Below are 16,847 nucleotides of genomic sequence, written 5' to 3'. Positions count from 1 at the left end.
CGATTGCGGTTGTCATTAAAACCAAAGGTAGTTACATCACCGCTACTGGTATTTGCAAATGCACAAAAACTAAATGATAATGTTAGTGCTATCATCAAGGCTAATATTAAGGCTTTTCTCACTATATATACCTCCTTTTGGACAAAGCTAAAACCCAGCTTGCGCCGGGTTTGTTTACTTGCTAGTTATGTTTACAGTTTTCGTGTCATCTATCCACTCCACGTTACAATCTAAAGCTTCGCCCAGGTAACGTACTGGAATGAAGGTTCTGCCGTTTTTAATAACAGGTGATGTATCCATGGTTTTGGTTGCACCGTTGACAGTAAAGGATCGCTGCCCAATTACCATCTCTACTTTAAAGCCTTCTTTTTCTACCATTACCTTACGTTCTGATTCTAGCCAAGTTACTGTGCAACCAAGGGTTTCACCAATTGCCCTAAAGGGTGCTTGGGTGCGGTAGTTGTTGTCTACATACGGTGCTACATCGGGATTTACCTTTATCCCATCAACAATGATTGTAATACCAGCAGGTGGTGCCGGTGGTGGCGGTGTGACTGGTTGTTGTGGTTGAGTTGGTGTAGTGTCTTCACCAATATGACCAGTTATTGGAGAATTATCAACACCACCCCCACCATCACCCGGTACAATAAGCTGAGAGCCAAAAGCCGGGGCTGCAAACATCATCATCGCCATCATAAAAAATACCAACATTCTTTTCATCATGAACTATCACTCTCCTTATTTTTTTTACATCGACCGGTACCTTTACAATAAGGACAAATGTTATTTTTATCTGTTGCCCTAGATATGATAAAACCCTCTTTACATGGTGTATATACTATTTTGTTTCCTTCTTCTAACCCAAGCATGTATCTTATTTCTTTTGGTATGGTAGTTTGTCCTTTTGAGGTAATGGTTGATGTTACTTGCCTAAGCATTGCTTTATACCCCCTGACTGACTTACTATTTACTTACTATTTACTTACTATATTCTTACCATATTACCACTACCATATCTTGTCAAGGGGGAATTTGTTAAATTTTAATAAATGCCTTGCCATTATTTAATATATTGCTACCTAATTCTTTAATTTTATCAGGCATTACGTCAACAAGCATGTTTGGTTTCCATACGACAAGCAGCATAATTATCATAAGCAGGCTCTGATAAGCACTTAACCAGCTTGATATTTGATTAGTTACTGTCATTTCTGTATAAATTATCGATGTCGGTACTTTAAGCGCAATAATAACCGTAGCTACCAGTTGAAAGATTAGCCTTAACCTAGGAACGTCGTCCCTACCCTCTAGTTGATACAAAACTATTAGCCAAAAATACAAAAATATAAGTAACCCGTACAGGGACGCTAAACCACTTATCACTCCAAAAGCAGCTAAACATATGAGGTAAAAACCGAGGGCTTTTTGATCAAGTTTGGATGTTTTTTCTGCTAACCACCAAAACCAACCTGCAATAATCATAAGGAGTTGGCCTATCCGGGACACGGTTTCTGTTACACCACCAATCATGCCGGAAACGCCTACCATAAAACTACTGCCAACACCTCTTGTAAAGATATCTATAGTGCCAAAAGTAACTCCTAATATCATTTCTAAAGGAGCCATAAAAAGGGGTGTCATTACCCAAACTATAGAACCAGTTGCAAAAAGGATAATAGACATTGTTATTGGAATAATTTTTGCCAAACAATATGCCCAGTTAAGAAGTATATGCACCCCAACTATTGCAACAAGGGATAATAATAGCATTACCGATTCAGTCAGTATTTGACTTCCAGAGTAAGTCAAATAGAAAGGTAACATTAAACAAAAACATATCAAATATAAAGTTCCTAATAATGCAGCAGGGTTCTTGTGATGAACTGTTGTTGTCTTAACTGATGGCTGATAGTCCATTTCGCACTCCTTTCTTCGCATCTTTCTTACTTAACTCGGGTAAAATTTAACAACAGTGAAGTAAAAACATAAATACCCAGACATGCACTCACATAAAAAGCCAAACCTGCACTTTCGTTATTATCCATCTTCCTCCTAACACCTCCCGTTCTATATTAAAAACAATAGTGCTATAACCAAAGAACAAGGCCCCATCAATGCGCCAATAGGAACTGGTTTAGCTGGCATTTTACCAGTGGCTACAAACGCTACAGCCATAGAGTTGCCAGTGGTTCGCCAAGCCTTAATCCCTGCTAAAACCACCATAAACACACATGCCAAAATAGTGCCGTATAGCACTGGTAAAAAACCAAGATACAAAGCTAGAGTGGTGGCAAGTTTAACATCTCCCCCGGCCATAGGTTTTTGTCCAGAGGAAAGGGGTAGACCACCCATAGAAGCAATTAGCTTTGACATAACTCTCCCACCATTATAAATAAAAAGGAACACTCCAAATACTATGACTGCACTAATCAACAGTTCATAATTTTTACTTATGACCGCTAGGGCAAACCCTATTAAAAAAAACGGAAATACGTGCTTATTATAAATTTTCATTTGCTTAGCATCAGTATAGGTGGTTATCCCTACAAAGGTAGCAGCTAACCCCAGTTGTACCAGTAATGTCAATTTGCCACCACCCTTGTTAGCCAATTACACGTTTCTAAAAAACTGGTCTTGCAAATTAGTACATAAAAAACTAAAGCAAACACTCCTATTGTACTAAACAGTGCATTTTTAGAACTTAGACCAAAAGATATAAACATATCACTTAATGCCTTACCAACTATACTTACCAGAGCAACAACCAAAACCAATATGCCTATTAGCAGCAACGAATCGCCTATACCTGCAGAGTCTAGTATTTGCAGATGTATCACCCCCTTATAAAAAGCAAAAACCCCCCGGGTTTAATTAACCAGGGGGGTTAAGCAATTAACTAAGAGCATCACTGACATCCTCAAACTTATCTCTAATTTTTACTCCTATTGCGGTTAAGGCCACGATAACTACTACGGCTATTAAAGCAATAATTAGACCGTATTCAGCCATACCCTGACCATCTTCATCGGAATACAAGTTGGTTAACATTTCCTTCATGTGAGTTCACCACCTTTCACTATTTTATTGACTTAAAATGCTTGCATTAAATGATAGCCTACGGGGAAAAACAATAAGCCCATCATCGGCAGTAAAATAAAGATCATTATTGGAAACAAAAGCTTAATTACTAACTTACCTGCTTTCTCCTGACCTTCGTTTTTTCTTCTCTGCATTATTTTTTCAGTGTGAAATCTTACTGCATCTGCTAAAGGCGTGCCATATCGCTGGGCCTCATCAATGCGCCTGACTAAGTTTGTGAGGTCGGGTATACCGCATCTATTAGCCATATCGTATAGGGCGTCTGTCCTTCTTTTACCTACAGCCATATCATCTACTGCCCTTAAAAACTCCTTGCTTAGTTCTCCTTTCATGGAGTGCGAAACCTCTGTGGTAGCAGTTAAAAAATCGGCTCCAGAATCCAGAACCGATGCAAAGTTAATACAAAAATCAGGCAATTCGTTATTAAGTTTAGCTACCCTAGCTTCAGCTTTTTTGTTTAGCCAAGCACGGGGCAGAAAGAATAATATCAGCACAGGTAAAATTACCCAAATGATGTCAATTAATCCTAGTATTACAAAAGGCAGTAGCACTGCGATACTCAATATTGGCAGAGCTATTTGTAACCCTATAAAATATTCCGGTTCAAGCTCAAGACCTGCCTGATCAATCTTCTTTTTAAGGAGAGCCTTATTTTCTTCACTTGTATACTTAGCCCCTGTTTTGAGCAATATTTTTTCAGTATTAACATTAGTGACATTGGCACCTGCTGGCATGATAATTTTACGACCACCAACTGCCACCAAAACCGACAATGCTATTAATGTTGCAGCCAGTACATTTAGCTCCATTCATCACCCCTCCAAGGTTTTAACTATCATATTTTTGGCCACTAAGTTACCCATAACTATCATAAGGACGCATAAAGCAAAAAAGATACCTCCCCCTAAAGTATTAAATAGAGGAGCTGCAAACTCTGGCGATACTGCTCTGGCAACTCCTACAATAAAGAAAGGCAATCCACTTAGCACCTTAATGGTTGCTGCGTTTTGGGAAGTAGCCGCCCTTATTTGCCCCTGCTGGCTTTCTTTGTCGTAATGGGCTTCAATTGCATGATTACAGATTTTTGATATATCTATACCCATTCGGCTATTAAGTTTAAAGGCTAGTGACAGTGTTTTAAGATCCCTCCAACCAGTCTCTTTAATAACATCATCTAGTGAGTCTGACATGCTCTGGCCTGTTCTTACCCGGCGCAGCACTTCATAGAATATATCTCTAGCTGGGCGGGGCAGGTTAGGTACTGTATCTTCTAGGGCTTGATAAGGGTTTAAATTACCCCTACTGGCTGCCTCTAGTTGGGATAGTATATCAGGATATTGTTGTCGCAAGAGTTCTTTGCGATCTTCTTCTTGTTTCTTTTGCATCCACTTGAGAGCAAAAAAACCTCCGCTTAACCCCAGCAGTGTAAACAACATGCTACCTGTTACTGCATAGGCAATTCCGGCACCTCCGATACAACCAGCAATTAAAGCAATGTAGTTTGAGGATGTTTTAACTCCGCTGGCACTCTCAAGCTTTTCATCCTTGTACCGGACATATCTGTTTTTAAAAAGTATTTTGGGTCCGAAAAATATCATTATCACCGAAAGGGCAACTAGAATTTGGCATAATATAAGGAGGCTCACTGCTGCCAACCTCCTTCAATCAGAATCTCTTTCCGCTTAAACTCTTTAGCCACCCAAACAAAGCTATCGGTTTTCTTGTCGTACTGAATTAGAGTGTTTAAATCTAAAGTAATGGTGCCCGTTACATCGTCCTTTTTTATTCCGTTTACCTCTACGATATGGTCTAGCCTACGTCTACCACCCTTTTCACGCACTACTTGCACAATTAGGTCAATGGTCTTTATTTGATTATATATCGCTTCGTTTGGCATGGTGGAATACTGGCTAATCAGTGTATATAGCCTATCTATGCACTCATAGGCGCTGTCAGAGTGAATCGTTGATAAACTGCCCGGGTGTCCGGTATTCATGGCCTGTAGCATCGCTAAGGTTTCGTCTTCTCTAACCTCACCCACAACAATCCTGTCCGGGCGCATCCTCAGCGAAAAAGCAATACACTGCTTTTGTGTAATGCCACCTTTACCCTCATTATTGGGTGGCCTTGCTTCCAGTTTTCTAACAAAGGGGTGTTGTAGTTGTAGTTCGCAGGGATCTTCTATAGTAATAATACTTTCTTTTTTAGGTATAAAACTGGCCACGCAGTTCAGGGTTGTGGTTTTACCGCTACCGGTACCACCAGAAATAATTATATTTTGCTTAGCCACCACCGCTGCTTCTAAAAATTTGGCTACTTTAGAACAAAATGCTTTTCTTTCTAACAGCTTTTCTATAGTCATATCATCTCGGAATCTGCGTATAGTCACAAGCGTTCCCTCCGGGGACAGCGGAGGGATTTGGGCAATTAAACGACTACCATCCCAAAGTGTTGCATTAACCCAAGGCACGTTAGGACTTATACTTCTACCAGTGGGAGCAATCATTCTGTCTAATACATCTCTAATATGATCTTCGCTTTTAAAAACAACACCTTCTATTAACTCTAACTTTCCATGCTTTTCAATTCGTATTTCATCTTTATTGAAAATCATTTCAGTTACGTCTTTGTCGAAAAAGAATGGTTCTATTGGGCCAAAACCTAAGCAGTCATTACCCAGTTCATCAACCAGTTTTTCTGCTGCATTTTGACCTAGTGGTATATCATTAGCTACTAAAGCCCTAGCTACTATAGAACGAAGCTTTGACCTAACCAGTGGATCTCTTGACCGACGTTGTTCCTCCGGCTTTAACTGCCTTCTTAATTCTGTCTGTACATACACCCTAATACGGTCATAGTCTACAACGCTTAGCCCCGGTACATTACTCATAGCAACGTCTTGGTCAGATGATACGGTGTCATCTATAAATTCAAAGTGCCGGTGCTCACCGCAGAGAGAGGATATTTTTTGTATCAATTCGGTATCTAAACTCATTTATCTTTCTCCCCCCATTTTCTTAACTAAGTCCTTTAATGCTATTGAAAAAACATCTTTGGGTTTTGCCCTTGCTACCAGCTCCCTTCGGTTGTTTGCCTCAGCCACAAACACACTGTAAGGCAATGTATAGTGTATATCTATACCTATCTCGGGGTTGTCTTGTAAATCTGTTGCTTTAAGGCCCCCAGGTATTCCTGACTGGTTCAAAATTACAAAGGACCGATTATAGCAATCTAGCCTGTGAATATAGCTAATGTTGTCTCTTGCAAGGTCAAGGCTTGTCCGATCCGGTTTTAATACTGTAATAATACAGTCAGAAACTAATGCTGCTGCCCAAGTATTAGGGTTAAAACTAATGGGTGGGCAATCTAACACTATATGGTCAAAACGCTCTTTTGAAATTGTCAGCATGTTGAAAAGAAACCTTGGGTTTATCTGTTCCATATGGTCATAGTGCACAACGCCAGGCACTACCATAACTCCCGTTGAGTGGGATACCATAGCCCTTTGCATGTCTGTGGTAGAAGTTATATCCTGCCAGTCTAAAATATTAACTAAGCATTGGGAGACAGGTAAGCCCATTCTGGAACGCACAGCCCCAATACCGTCTAAATCAATAATTATTACCTTTTCTGGACTTGTTATTGCAAGAAGTGCTGCTAGGTTTGTGGCCACTGTTGTAGCACCATCTCCACCCTGCGGTGATTGCACAGTCCAAACCATACCCCTACCAGTTATTGCTTGTGGTTTAACCGGTATGTTATGTAGGTGGGTTATTTCTTTTGTCTCTTCATCGCTACTTGCATACTCCCCCGGTTGCCAAAGTACCGGACATTCTTCTTCTTGGTACTCTTTATTTTTCTTGGCAAGATTAATAAGTTTACCTAACACTTACTGCACCCCTTCCTGCTGTAAGAAAAGGGTTACCCTTTTACCCCTAGTGAGTACATCAGCTATTATTTTTTCTTCTTCGGGTTCACAAGCTATGATAATTGCTGCTACCCCGCTTGCCATGTCATTAGGATTCGGGGCATATAAGATTATGGCATTTTCGGCTACTTTATCTACGATGGTAGCATCTTGACCATCACCGGTTACAATACCTATTTCGCCGTAGATGTTTACCCTATCGCCTACCTCTATTCCTCTAAGTCCTGCGGCTGCATCCTGCGGTAAATCTACCGCCACTCTACCTGGTGCAACTGTAACTAATCTAGCGCTTAGATTACCTTGACCAGCTATTAAATGATCTGCTCGGACAACTTCATCATCTAAAACACTCATAGTTAGAGTTCTACCGATAACATCTTCGGGGCTTGTTATGGCACCGTCTGGCAGCATAGCTTTACCCACCAACTTTGTGCCAATGTGATGTTGCGTTAACACTGTTCCTGCTTGGTATTTACCCTTGGTAACTACTACCCTCTCTGTTGGGGTTTGGGATTGAATAAAGTACCATGCTGCTGTGGCACCACCAACAGCTAAGGCAATAGCTAATATGATGTGTAGATATTTTTTTAACATATTCAATTATCTGCACTCTCCCTTACTTATCGGTTAATTGTATAATCAATACTTCTGACCATTCCACTAACATCCCGGACAAATATAAAGCAACCTTAATTACTAAGACACTTACAATTAAGGCAGCGTTAATTCTACCTGATAAAGAGATTTTATAATCTCTCATTTTTCCTCTTTCCTCTGTGTGTTATTGCAGATAATGTCAGCCCAATCAACTTCTGGTTTTGTTTCACCAGCTAAAGGAGGGCCTGGTTTAGCTTTGAGTGCATTGGTAAATCTGTTTTCCATGGAAGGCAGTTCTTTGGACAAGTTTTTTTCCTTATCTAACCACTCACTTTTAGGGTCTATTACTTTTGTTTTTGAGGGTTCTATCTTGCTCAACATGTTTTTAAAAGAGCTCATACGGGAGCCTTCTGACCCCATAGTTCTTCCAAAGGATAAGCCCTTCTTGCCATCAAGCATACCGGTACACATCTTTGTACCAGGTTTGACTTCTACTTCTACCCGTCGTGACATAAGAAACCTCTGTAATGTTTCTGTTGGTCTTTGTGATCCATGCAATTTATTGAACTCTTTTAATACATCTAATTGAACCTCATGTTTGTGCATTGTAGTCTTTATTCCTGTATCAGCTTGACCTACTTTAATAAAATGGTTATCAGGGCAGTTTTTAGAATTACTCATTAATTTACCTCCTCGGTATCAATTAGCCTATATTTTTTAAAGTGCAATATACTTTCACTACTAGTACTATTAAAAACAGCACTAGCCATATTAAGATCGCAATCCCTGCAATAATAACCCATGTAAGGCCTACCTTAACCAAAAAAGACAAAGCAGTTAGTTTGCTTAACCACCAAAAACACCCAACACTTGCTATCACACTGATAACCGCAACAATTAAATGAGAAATATTTGAGCCCATTGCATCCTCCCATTACAACCACACAAACTCATCTAGATTCTTCTTCAAGACTTTCTTTAAGGTTTCAGCGGGATTAGTTTCAATAACCACCGTAGGTTTAATATCTTCAGGCATATCTATTGACACCCCCCTTAAATCAATACCAGTAACAATATTTTCCTTGCCTTCTTTAAGACGATTAAGCCAAAATAACGAGGTTTTATACTCCACCAGATCAGTACCCGGAAGAACAACCAGTATTACGGCATTTTTCTGATAGACTAACTTTTGAGCCAACTCCATGTCACTTGCTAAATCTATTACGGTGTATGTAGCCGCCTGTCTTACGCTGGCGACTAAATCTAACAATTCTTCTTCTACTTTAGTATGTAGCGACTTAACAGGGTCAACGGCCCAAATGTTAATATTGTTAATAACAACGGGTGCTTGTGAACCGGGCACCCGCCAGTCAGACAAGATTAACTCTTCTTCAGGCACTTCAAGCCATAATGCTGCAGTGCTATGTCCAGTAGCCCCTATAACTGCAACAGGCCCCTCTGTTTCTTCTGCCAACATCTTACCTATTTCCGCGGCAATACTTCCTGCAAGCCCCGGTCTCCATGGAGAGACTACAGCAAAAAGCCCCCCTGCGACTATTGCAGTGGGGTTTGTGTTTTGCTTATTATTTTGCCGGGGCATGTTTTCAATTGGTATTTTTATTTCCGCTGTCTTTTTCTTTTTGCCGTTTAACTTTAAAACACTAGACAGTTGAGATGCTTCTTTTTTTAGAGCCTCTAAGTTTATTGTTGGAATTTTGGGTGTTTTAACTTCTGTATTTTCACTACTTATTTCTTTGGGCAACTCTGTAATAATTGACCGCATCAACAGTACCAGTTCGTCCCCGCTAATGGTTTCGCCAGGAGGACAGGAAAGAACATGTCCTCCTGCGGACTTAACCGTATCTGCCATAACTGTACCCTGTTCATCTAACTCACCTGCAACAAAAAGCACAGCATGTACTTGATGGGTTGCCCACTTTGCTAATACATCTGCTTCCGGTAACCCACCCATAGGACTGGGTCGCATGATGATTGCAATATCAGGATTGTAAAAACCAACAGCTTGTTTAAATTCATCAGGGGTAGTGGTTGATGCCAATATTTCCACTAGACCAGAAAAAGTATTTTTAAACCAATCGTTTAAATTTTGGTTTCCCAAACCTAAAACCACTGTTGGGGTTTCTTGTATGGGCAATACCTTGCTTGTAGTGGGGCTTTCCTTGAATTGTTCTTTTTGCTCAACCCTTGCTTCAGGGGGATTAAAAAACCTTCCCAAAAAACTTTCTTTTTTGGTCTCGTCATTAGCATTTTCTTTATCGTAATTAGTTTTCATGGTAGAAAACTGTGTGTCCTGTAGCAGTGAACCCGGCAATAAATACTGCCTAACATCTGAGATATTCTTTTTAGCAGCAAACCATTTTTGCGAATCATCAGCATCATTCTGTGCCTCTTGTATTTCTTTAACATCCTTAATGGTAGAGGGTTTTAATATCTTGCTGACAATTTCATCTATTGTTACAGTATTGAATACATAATCATAAACACCCAAAGGAGTACATTTATTAATGAGTTCTTTGGTTCGTTCGTTTTCCTCGTCCCCTGGCAGTAAAACTACCCTTATTCCAAGTTCCCTAAGATGAAGAATTGTAGAACTTACAAAATCTTCAGTGCCCGGCAGTGATTCCGATATTATTACAACGTCTACCTCTTGTTGAAGGTCTCTTAATGCCTCTCTATAATATACTTCTCCAACCAATTCAATATCAGGTGTAGCATTATTAGATATATGATCTACCAAAGACTTGTCTAAATCTTCTACACCAGTTGCCAGTAATACTTTTATTATCTTTAGTACCTCCCTCTAAATCTATCTTTGTAATAATGTTAACGGATCTATCCTGCAAGCGTTAGTTAAGTCAACTACTTCAAAGTGCAGGTGTGGTCCGGTACTCCTGCCTGTACTACCTACCTTGCCGATTACTTGCCCTGGTTGCACAATATCACCCACTTTAACGTCAATAGAATCCATATGGCAGTAAGTATACTGATGCATAGCATCGCGTATTTTAACATGGTTGCCATTCCATTGATCACTGGCAGCTACAATTACTGTTCCTGCAGATACCGATACTATGGGGGTACCGGTATCTGCAGGAATATCAATCCCACCATGATACTCCCTGTTTTCAGTTTTGCCTGTGGGATCATCTCTCCAGCCGTAGTAAGAACTGATATGGGTATATCCAGGCACAGGCCAGATGGCAGAACCATGTTTAGTAAATCCTTCGGCAACGTCCCATATTTTAGAAGCATATTCTGCCCGACACCATTCTTCTGGCGAATCATAAGGTTTATTTGCTGGTACTTTTACAAATCCTCCGTAGAAAGTAAGTATAGGTAAAGTTTGCTCCTGCCAATCATCCCTTTTCCAATCAACATTTTCCAAACCTAATTTAGCCAACATGTAAGCACCGCACATTATTTGAGCACGTGGGCTATCACGGTCATGTACCGGATCAAATCCCAGCAGGGCCGAATAGTGTTCCCAGTTGCTTGGTGTTAACTGCATTAAGCCATAACACTTGCTTTTGCTGTTTTCTGCCTGGGGGTTAAAACTGCTCTCTTGAAAAGATACAGCTGCTAAAAACCACCAGGGAATACCATACTCTTCTTCTGCCTCTTTAAAATACATTATGAGGTCAGGGGGTATCATAGCTGATGATACAAAATATTGAAACCCTACTTTATCAATTAACCAGTCCATCCATTCTTTTTGTTTGTCGTATCCTTCGGCTGCCTCTAGAACAAAGGTGCGGTTTAACTCTATATCATCGTCAGCTTTAAGTTCGTATGCTTCTATTATGTAATCATCAAACCGTTGCCACCTGTTAGGCAATATTTGCTGGATATCTTTTAACCTTTCTGCAGTGGTACTTGAATTTTCTCCATACGTAGTATGCCACTCATAGTGATACTGGTAATGTCCGTAAATGGTGTAAGCTTCAACTAAGAGGTAGACTTCTCTTATAGAAGTCGTGCTTTCCCCGCCTTCGCCCGTAGTTGTGGTAATCACCTGTGATTTTTTATAGTAATAATAAGGGTGAGTATCTTCTGCAAACTTCTCTCTCATACTTTCGCTTATTTCTGACTCGCCTTGGGAAAAAGCCCAGAATAACCCAACGGAATGCACAACCGGCCATTCTAATCGCAACTTATAGTCGTTGCGGAAGCGGTCTACTAATTCACCTATTTTCTGTGTGCCTGTGCCGGGATAGAAAGGGGCATCGGGTGTGCTTTCGTATGCTCCGCCTCGTTCTGGCGTGGCAGCTTCTTCGTTAATTAGCCATGTGTCTTTTACGTTATAAAAACCACACAAATCTTTGTAGTGGCGAATAATCTCTTTATCTTTTTCCGGCAGTTGTTCCACACCAGTCATGGCATGTTGGGGAGCCATGCTACCATATATTGATGCCACCAAAAGAGCTATGAAAAACAATGCTGCTAAAAAGATAAGTATTAAAGGTATAAAAGGGGCTAGGATTAGTAGTAGTTTACGGCCTGCAAATTTCACTGCCTTTTTGGCAGTTTTTTTGACAGCATTTTTGGCCAAATGCTTCATGCAACCAACTCCTCATAATAAGAAAAAAAGCGTGCCATAAAAAGGCACGCCTTATCTCCACCTGTGTCCATCCATGGAGGGGGGAGGTTGATTATTAAATTGAGAAACAGGGTTTGGGGCTATGATATTTGCATTGTGATGCCCAATAAGGGGGTTTAACCCTTCGTTGGCACTGAGAGAGGCTGTGTTTAATACTGCCTTTTTAGCATCCATACTGCCTGTAACATTTTTAAATACCTCACCCATATTAGCTTTACCAGTTTCCCTATAGTTTTGCATACCTTGATAGGCAGCTTGTACGCCAACAGCACCCGCTGCTGCGGTAGCACCAGTAACACTGGATGCTCCGCGAGAGACTAGATTAGCTATGTTTTGACCCCCGGGAACTGCGGCAAACATGGCCTTTGCACCTAAACCTGTCACTACCCCTGCGGCTGTACCTGCTACTCTTGCGGCGTTTGCAGCCCTTACCATTCCCAGAGGAGGTTGATTAGATTGTGGTGCTTCTGGGTTTGCATTCTGTTGGGATGCCGCCGCACCTGATGGTACAATTAAACCCGATGCACTTGTGGTATACCCAGCAGGTGCAGAAGCTTGAGAATTAGGTTGTTGCGTATTTAAAGGTGTTTGGCTGCCACCGGGTTCCGAAGACCCCGTAGCACCTGTGCCAGTACCACCCGTACCACTACCAGTATTTCTTGAGCTTGACTGTGCCCTAATCGGCGTTGTAGCCCTCATTAGGTTGCCCATCCCGACCAGTGAACTTACGCCTCCTATTGCACCGAATACCTTAGTTGCGGTACCAGACTCATCGAACCCTGACATACGAGTGAACAAGCCTTGGACACTGTTTCTAAGCATCTCAGACAGTGGAATAATTGCGTACATCCAGACCAAAAGGACCGCCCACGACTTCCCATCTTCGATGGTGCAAAAGGTTAGAAACAGCAACAAGCAAAGGGCGTGGGCTGTTTGCATGAAAGCGTTAGAAAACAGTTCACCAAACCAGATGGGCATAGCATTGACGTTTTTGTTCAATGCCCACATCCAAGCCATTAAAGGTGTAAATACAAAAATAGCCATCAAAGCGAAATGACGTAAAATGTATATCACATTAAACCATAACTCAATACCGCAAAACATTAATTTAGCTATAGCTGTGCCCAGCACCGAACCAGTGATTATTGACTGTATGATACTTTTTTCGCCTGACAAACCTAACTTTTCCATGTCATCAACATTGGAACTGACACCAGATGCTATATTTACTAAGGCATCTACCAAGCCGTTATTTATCTGGAATACAACATAAAATATTGCCGGTGCTCCGGCTATAAAAGCTACTGCCCAAAGCCAACGCCACATACTTTCAATGGCATCTCTTCTGGCCTGGGGGTTGATGGCCCCTGCCCACATCAATCTGTAAGCAGAGATTAGAACTGCAATAAGAGAAAAACTTCCGGCCGCCGCTGCCATGCCCCAATACCAAGTGTTTAATTTCTGCCAATCCAACCTGCTAAAAGGGGCCATTTCTTTGTCTGCGGGGCTTAGACCTTCGTTAAAAACAAGCACGTCTAATGTTTTAAACTGGGCTGTTTTCTCTAAGGTTTGGAACACACCCACAATAGCATCTACTACACTGGCAATGGCTCGTTCAAACATACCACCTTCATCTTGGATGGTTTCAGTGGCCATTACAGTTCCAGGAAATAATAATGAAAAAGCCAGTATCAGCAAAACTAAAACAGCAGTGGGTTTTAAGTTTCTATACATCAACCTTTACCCACTTCCCGTTTTTCTCAACATACCTTTCCCTAACTCCTGCATTGCTTAGTTTTAACATCCTGCTTCTTTGCCGAGCATTGCATAACTCAATCTCGACACTATTGGCTTCATTAGCATTTTTTCGATCATAGTAATTGGAAAAAGCCAGAAGGTTAAAAAGAAAAGCCAGAAGTCTTAGCAGTTCTACAAATATAAAGCCAAACACTAACCAAACTGGTACCATTAAAATGTCGGATGAATGGGTCTCGTCATTTTGATTATATTGGTTATACACCGCTAGCCCCTCCTTCCTTCCAGTCCCTTACTGTTTGTACCCATGGCATCTCAAAGGCCGTGGGCGTTATTTTTACCGCGGTTAAATTACCGCCAATTGATATTATGGCCTCTCCCGGGGCAAATGACTGCAAATACTCCCGGCAACCACCGGACAACCTAAAGGTTTCGACCACATGATCCACTAGTGCTGCGTTTTGTCTTAAAAGAATGAAGGTTTCACAATTACCTATGACTGCCCTGCCTTCTTTTTTATCAAGAAAATCCTCTATTTGTTGGCTGGCTACCACCAAAGAAGTTCTGTACTTTCTACCCCTTTTTGATAGGTTTTCCAAAAAGTCTGCACTATCCTGGTACTTCATGAAAAACCAAGCCTCGTCTAATACAATTCTTTTGTCTACACCCAACACCCCTTGGGCAAACTTCTGCCAACTCCACCCTAACAAAACGTACATGGCGTAAAATCTCGTAAACTCATCTTTTATAGCAGATAAGTCTAGAGATATAACATGGCTTTTAAGGTCCACTGTGGTTTGACAGTCAAACATTCCCAGGGTTCCACCACGCAGAAAGGGTGCTAGTAGAATACACAATTCTTCGGCATGGGTCTTTGTTTTTAATACCTCGACTAGATCTGTCAAAGTAGGCATGTCCTTTTTTACTTGCCCTACCGCAAAGGCGCCTTCTTTTAATTCACCACTGGCAGACCGATATATGCTGTTTGGGTCAGAGGTTATTTCTTTATCGGTATACACCTCTCTAATACTGTCTTCAAGAACGGCTGTCTCTACCGGAGTAAGGTGGCGTGCAGATCTGTTGAAAATAATAGAGTTGACCAATGCCCTAATCTCGTTGATTTTGTCGTTTAGGTTTATTGATATAATGTTGCCGTTATCATCAATGTCTGGTTCTACATCAAAGGGGTTTATACCCGATGGGGTATTAGAGTTGATTTTTACCACTACACCGCCCAATAAGCCCTCAACAAGGCGAGAGCACTCTCCTTCGGGATCGAGGGCTACAACCCGAACACCTTGGGCCACAGACCGCAAGATAGTTACAACCTTTAATAGCACACTTTTACCTGAACCGGAACCACCAAATACTGCAATATGCTGGTTATTTAGATGTGGTGGGCCAATGAAGCTATCCAGAAACATCGGTGCCCCCGAATGGTAATTGTAACCTAAAAAAACGCCAGAGGGATGTGATAAATCACTGTTGGCAACAGGCATCATAGCTGCCACGCCTCCGGTGGTCATATTTCTCCAGTAGTCCGGAATTGTAGGAGTGTTTATTGGTAATCCATTTTTCAATCCGTCTAGCTGACGAAACATCAATGTTCTAATTTGTGTGGATGATGCTGCCAATATATCTTCCATGTTGTCGGACTTGGCATTCAACTCATCTAAACTTCTGGCATTAAGAGTTATTGTCACCAATACATAAAACAGCTTATCTCTATTGGTTTGGATATTAGAGCGTGTTGCTTCCAAATCTCTAATTACCTGCTCCAACTCCGGCAAATATAGTATATTGCCTTTTTTCTCATAGACCATATATTGGGCCTGGGCAGAGGATACTTTTCTAGTTAAATCTACTACCACTGCCCTATTTGGTACTGGGTCTACATGAATAGAAATGTCAACGTCACCCAAACTGTAGATACGATCAAGCCATCCAATGTTAATCTCCCTAGGATAAATAGCCAGGACATATACCCTTGAATACCTGGAGGGTCCGGTATGCAAAAAGTCTTTATGTTCTTCCAAACCATCTGGTGCAAACAAATCTTGTAGTTTAGGGACGTTTTTTTCTAAGTTAAGATTCTTAGTTTGCTTATCCTGCTTTTTCTTGATCTTGCGGAGAAACATGATTTACCTCCCTTCCTTTAAACAAAGAGGTACCACCTGTAACTATTAATTCTGACGGTTTAACTGTTCGGCCTCTATTTAATACTCTGTACAGCAGATCAATAACCCCATTGCTATCTAATATTTCAGACTTAATCCCACAACGGCTTAAATTACCCATCACTGTTTCCGCCCTGCGGTATAGTTCAGCTGTTGCCTTTGATAGAGGCTCTACTTTATTGGTGCTAATCACAACATAACTGCGTCGAACATGGACTGAACGATTTTGCATCAAGCCATCCAAATATTCAATGCTATTAATAAGATATGCCCTCATGTTGTCTAGTAAAGGATCGTTGAGCCTGTTATACATAGTGGCAATGCAGTTTTTAGTATCTACCATTTCGGTTGTGGTAAATAACTGTAACGGAAAGTTTAACGACAATGCCAAAGATATTAACACATTTTCAACAACCGTTTGTTCCTCGGGACTCATAAGGTAATAGTCAAGGGAGCCAATCCTTATTATTAAACGATGATAGTTATCGTCAGTGATAACCACTCCGTTTCGGATGTCTTTTACACCCCAAACATTTTGCAATTGATTGGATGTAGTTTTTTTAAATAGCTTCTTTTGTGGTTTTTCTATTTCGTTTTTTTTACCACTATATTTACCTTCCACCAACTTTTTCTTCTGGTGCTTTAAAATAAAAGGGGTGGCTAGAGCCACCGC

Annotated in this window: 18 protein-coding genes; all 18 read right to left on the bottom strand. The window is 40.9% G+C overall.

What is annotated here, in order from left to right:
- Positions 1-174: 174 nt before the first annotated feature.
- The 18 genes from BR02_RS14840 to BR02_RS0109725 all read right to left on the bottom strand — a co-directional run bounded on the left by BR02_RS14840 (position 175) and on the right by BR02_RS0109725 (position 16,844).
- Positions 175-723, bottom strand: a complete 549-nt coding sequence (locus BR02_RS14840; RefSeq protein WP_051688257.1) for a copper amine oxidase N-terminal domain-containing protein — start codon at positions 721-723, stop codon at positions 175-177.
- Complete coding sequence (locus BR02_RS0109820; RefSeq protein ID WP_031516648.1) at positions 720-938, bottom strand: AbrB/MazE/SpoVT family DNA-binding domain-containing protein; 219 nt, start codon at positions 936-938, stop codon at positions 720-722. The genes BR02_RS14840 and BR02_RS0109820 overlap by 4 nt, the downstream gene beginning before the upstream one ends.
- 97 nt (positions 939-1,035) lie before the next feature.
- On the bottom strand, positions 1,036-1,917 hold the full coding sequence (locus tag BR02_RS0109815) for a hypothetical protein (protein WP_031516646.1): 882 nt from the start codon (positions 1,915-1,917) through the stop codon (positions 1,036-1,038).
- 150 nt (positions 1,918-2,067) lie between these two features.
- Positions 2,068-2,586: a prepilin peptidase gene (locus BR02_RS0109805; protein WP_031516644.1), complete on the bottom strand. Its 519-nt coding sequence runs from the start codon at positions 2,584-2,586 to the stop codon at positions 2,068-2,070.
- On the bottom strand, positions 2,583-2,837 hold the full coding sequence (locus tag BR02_RS15645) for a hypothetical protein (protein WP_031516642.1): 255 nt from the start codon (positions 2,835-2,837) through the stop codon (positions 2,583-2,585). The genes BR02_RS0109805 and BR02_RS15645 overlap by 4 nt, the downstream gene beginning before the upstream one ends.
- Before the next feature lie 55 nt (positions 2,838-2,892).
- Positions 2,893-3,048, bottom strand: coding sequence for a Flp family type IVb pilin (locus BR02_RS15115; protein WP_420795390.1), 156 nt, complete (start codon positions 3,046-3,048; stop codon positions 2,893-2,895).
- Between the two features lie 41 nt (positions 3,049-3,089).
- Positions 3,090-3,908, bottom strand: coding sequence for a type II secretion system F family protein (locus tag BR02_RS0109790; RefSeq protein ID WP_031516640.1), 819 nt, complete (start codon positions 3,906-3,908; stop codon positions 3,090-3,092).
- A 3-nt stretch (positions 3,909-3,911) separates the two neighbouring features.
- Positions 3,912-4,745 (bottom strand): type II secretion system F family protein, encoded by an 834-nt coding sequence (locus tag BR02_RS0109785; protein WP_031516638.1) that lies wholly within the window; start codon positions 4,743-4,745, stop codon positions 3,912-3,914.
- Positions 4,742-6,094: a TadA family conjugal transfer-associated ATPase gene (locus tag BR02_RS0109780; protein ID WP_051688256.1), complete on the bottom strand. Its 1,353-nt coding sequence runs from the start codon at positions 6,092-6,094 to the stop codon at positions 4,742-4,744. Before BR02_RS0109780 ends, BR02_RS0109785 begins: the two co-directional genes overlap by 4 nt.
- Complete coding sequence (locus tag BR02_RS0109775) at positions 6,095-6,988, bottom strand: CpaE/TadZ family protein (RefSeq protein ID WP_031516635.1); 894 nt, start codon at positions 6,986-6,988, stop codon at positions 6,095-6,097.
- Positions 6,989-7,621 carry an SAF domain-containing protein gene (locus tag BR02_RS0109770; protein WP_238442452.1) on the bottom strand — a complete coding sequence of 211 codons (633 nt, stop codon included), beginning with the start codon at positions 7,619-7,621 and terminating at the stop codon, positions 6,989-6,991.
- A gap of 162 nt (positions 7,622-7,783) precedes the next feature.
- Positions 7,784-8,305, bottom strand: coding sequence for a hypothetical protein (locus BR02_RS0109760; protein WP_031516631.1), 522 nt, complete (start codon positions 8,303-8,305; stop codon positions 7,784-7,786).
- A gap of 253 nt (positions 8,306-8,558) precedes the next feature.
- Positions 8,559-10,382 carry a hypothetical protein gene (locus tag BR02_RS0109750; protein WP_031516627.1) on the bottom strand — a complete coding sequence of 608 codons (1,824 nt, stop codon included), beginning with the start codon at positions 10,380-10,382 and terminating at the stop codon, positions 8,559-8,561.
- Between the two features lie 69 nt (positions 10,383-10,451).
- A complete protein-coding gene (locus tag BR02_RS0109745; protein WP_031516625.1) occupies positions 10,452-12,203 on the bottom strand; it encodes a M23 family metallopeptidase in 1,752 nt (583 codons plus the stop codon).
- A gap of 51 nt (positions 12,204-12,254) precedes the next feature.
- Entirely contained in the window at positions 12,255-13,976 is a 1,722-nt protein-coding gene (locus BR02_RS0109740) for a hypothetical protein (RefSeq protein WP_157834949.1), read from the bottom strand.
- Positions 13,969-14,262 carry a hypothetical protein gene (locus tag BR02_RS0109735; RefSeq protein WP_031516621.1) on the bottom strand — a complete coding sequence of 98 codons (294 nt, stop codon included), beginning with the start codon at positions 14,260-14,262 and terminating at the stop codon, positions 13,969-13,971. The genes BR02_RS0109740 and BR02_RS0109735 overlap by 8 nt, the downstream gene beginning before the upstream one ends.
- A complete protein-coding gene (locus BR02_RS0109730) occupies positions 14,255-16,135 on the bottom strand; it encodes a VirB4 family type IV secretion system protein (RefSeq protein WP_051688255.1) in 1,881 nt (626 codons plus the stop codon). The genes BR02_RS0109735 and BR02_RS0109730 overlap by 8 nt, the downstream gene beginning before the upstream one ends.
- A complete protein-coding gene (locus BR02_RS0109725; RefSeq protein ID WP_207641011.1) occupies positions 16,101-16,844 on the bottom strand; it encodes a hypothetical protein in 744 nt (247 codons plus the stop codon). The genes BR02_RS0109730 and BR02_RS0109725 overlap by 35 nt, the downstream gene beginning before the upstream one ends.
- Positions 16,845-16,847: the final 3 nt, after the last annotated feature.

Origin of the sequence: Desulfofalx alkaliphila DSM 12257, from assembly GCF_000711975.1 — a bacterium.
Lineage (GTDB): Bacteria > Bacillota > Desulfotomaculia > Desulfotomaculales > Desulfohalotomaculaceae > Desulfofalx > Desulfofalx alkaliphila.
This window is presented reverse-complemented; position numbering and strand designations above follow the sequence as displayed.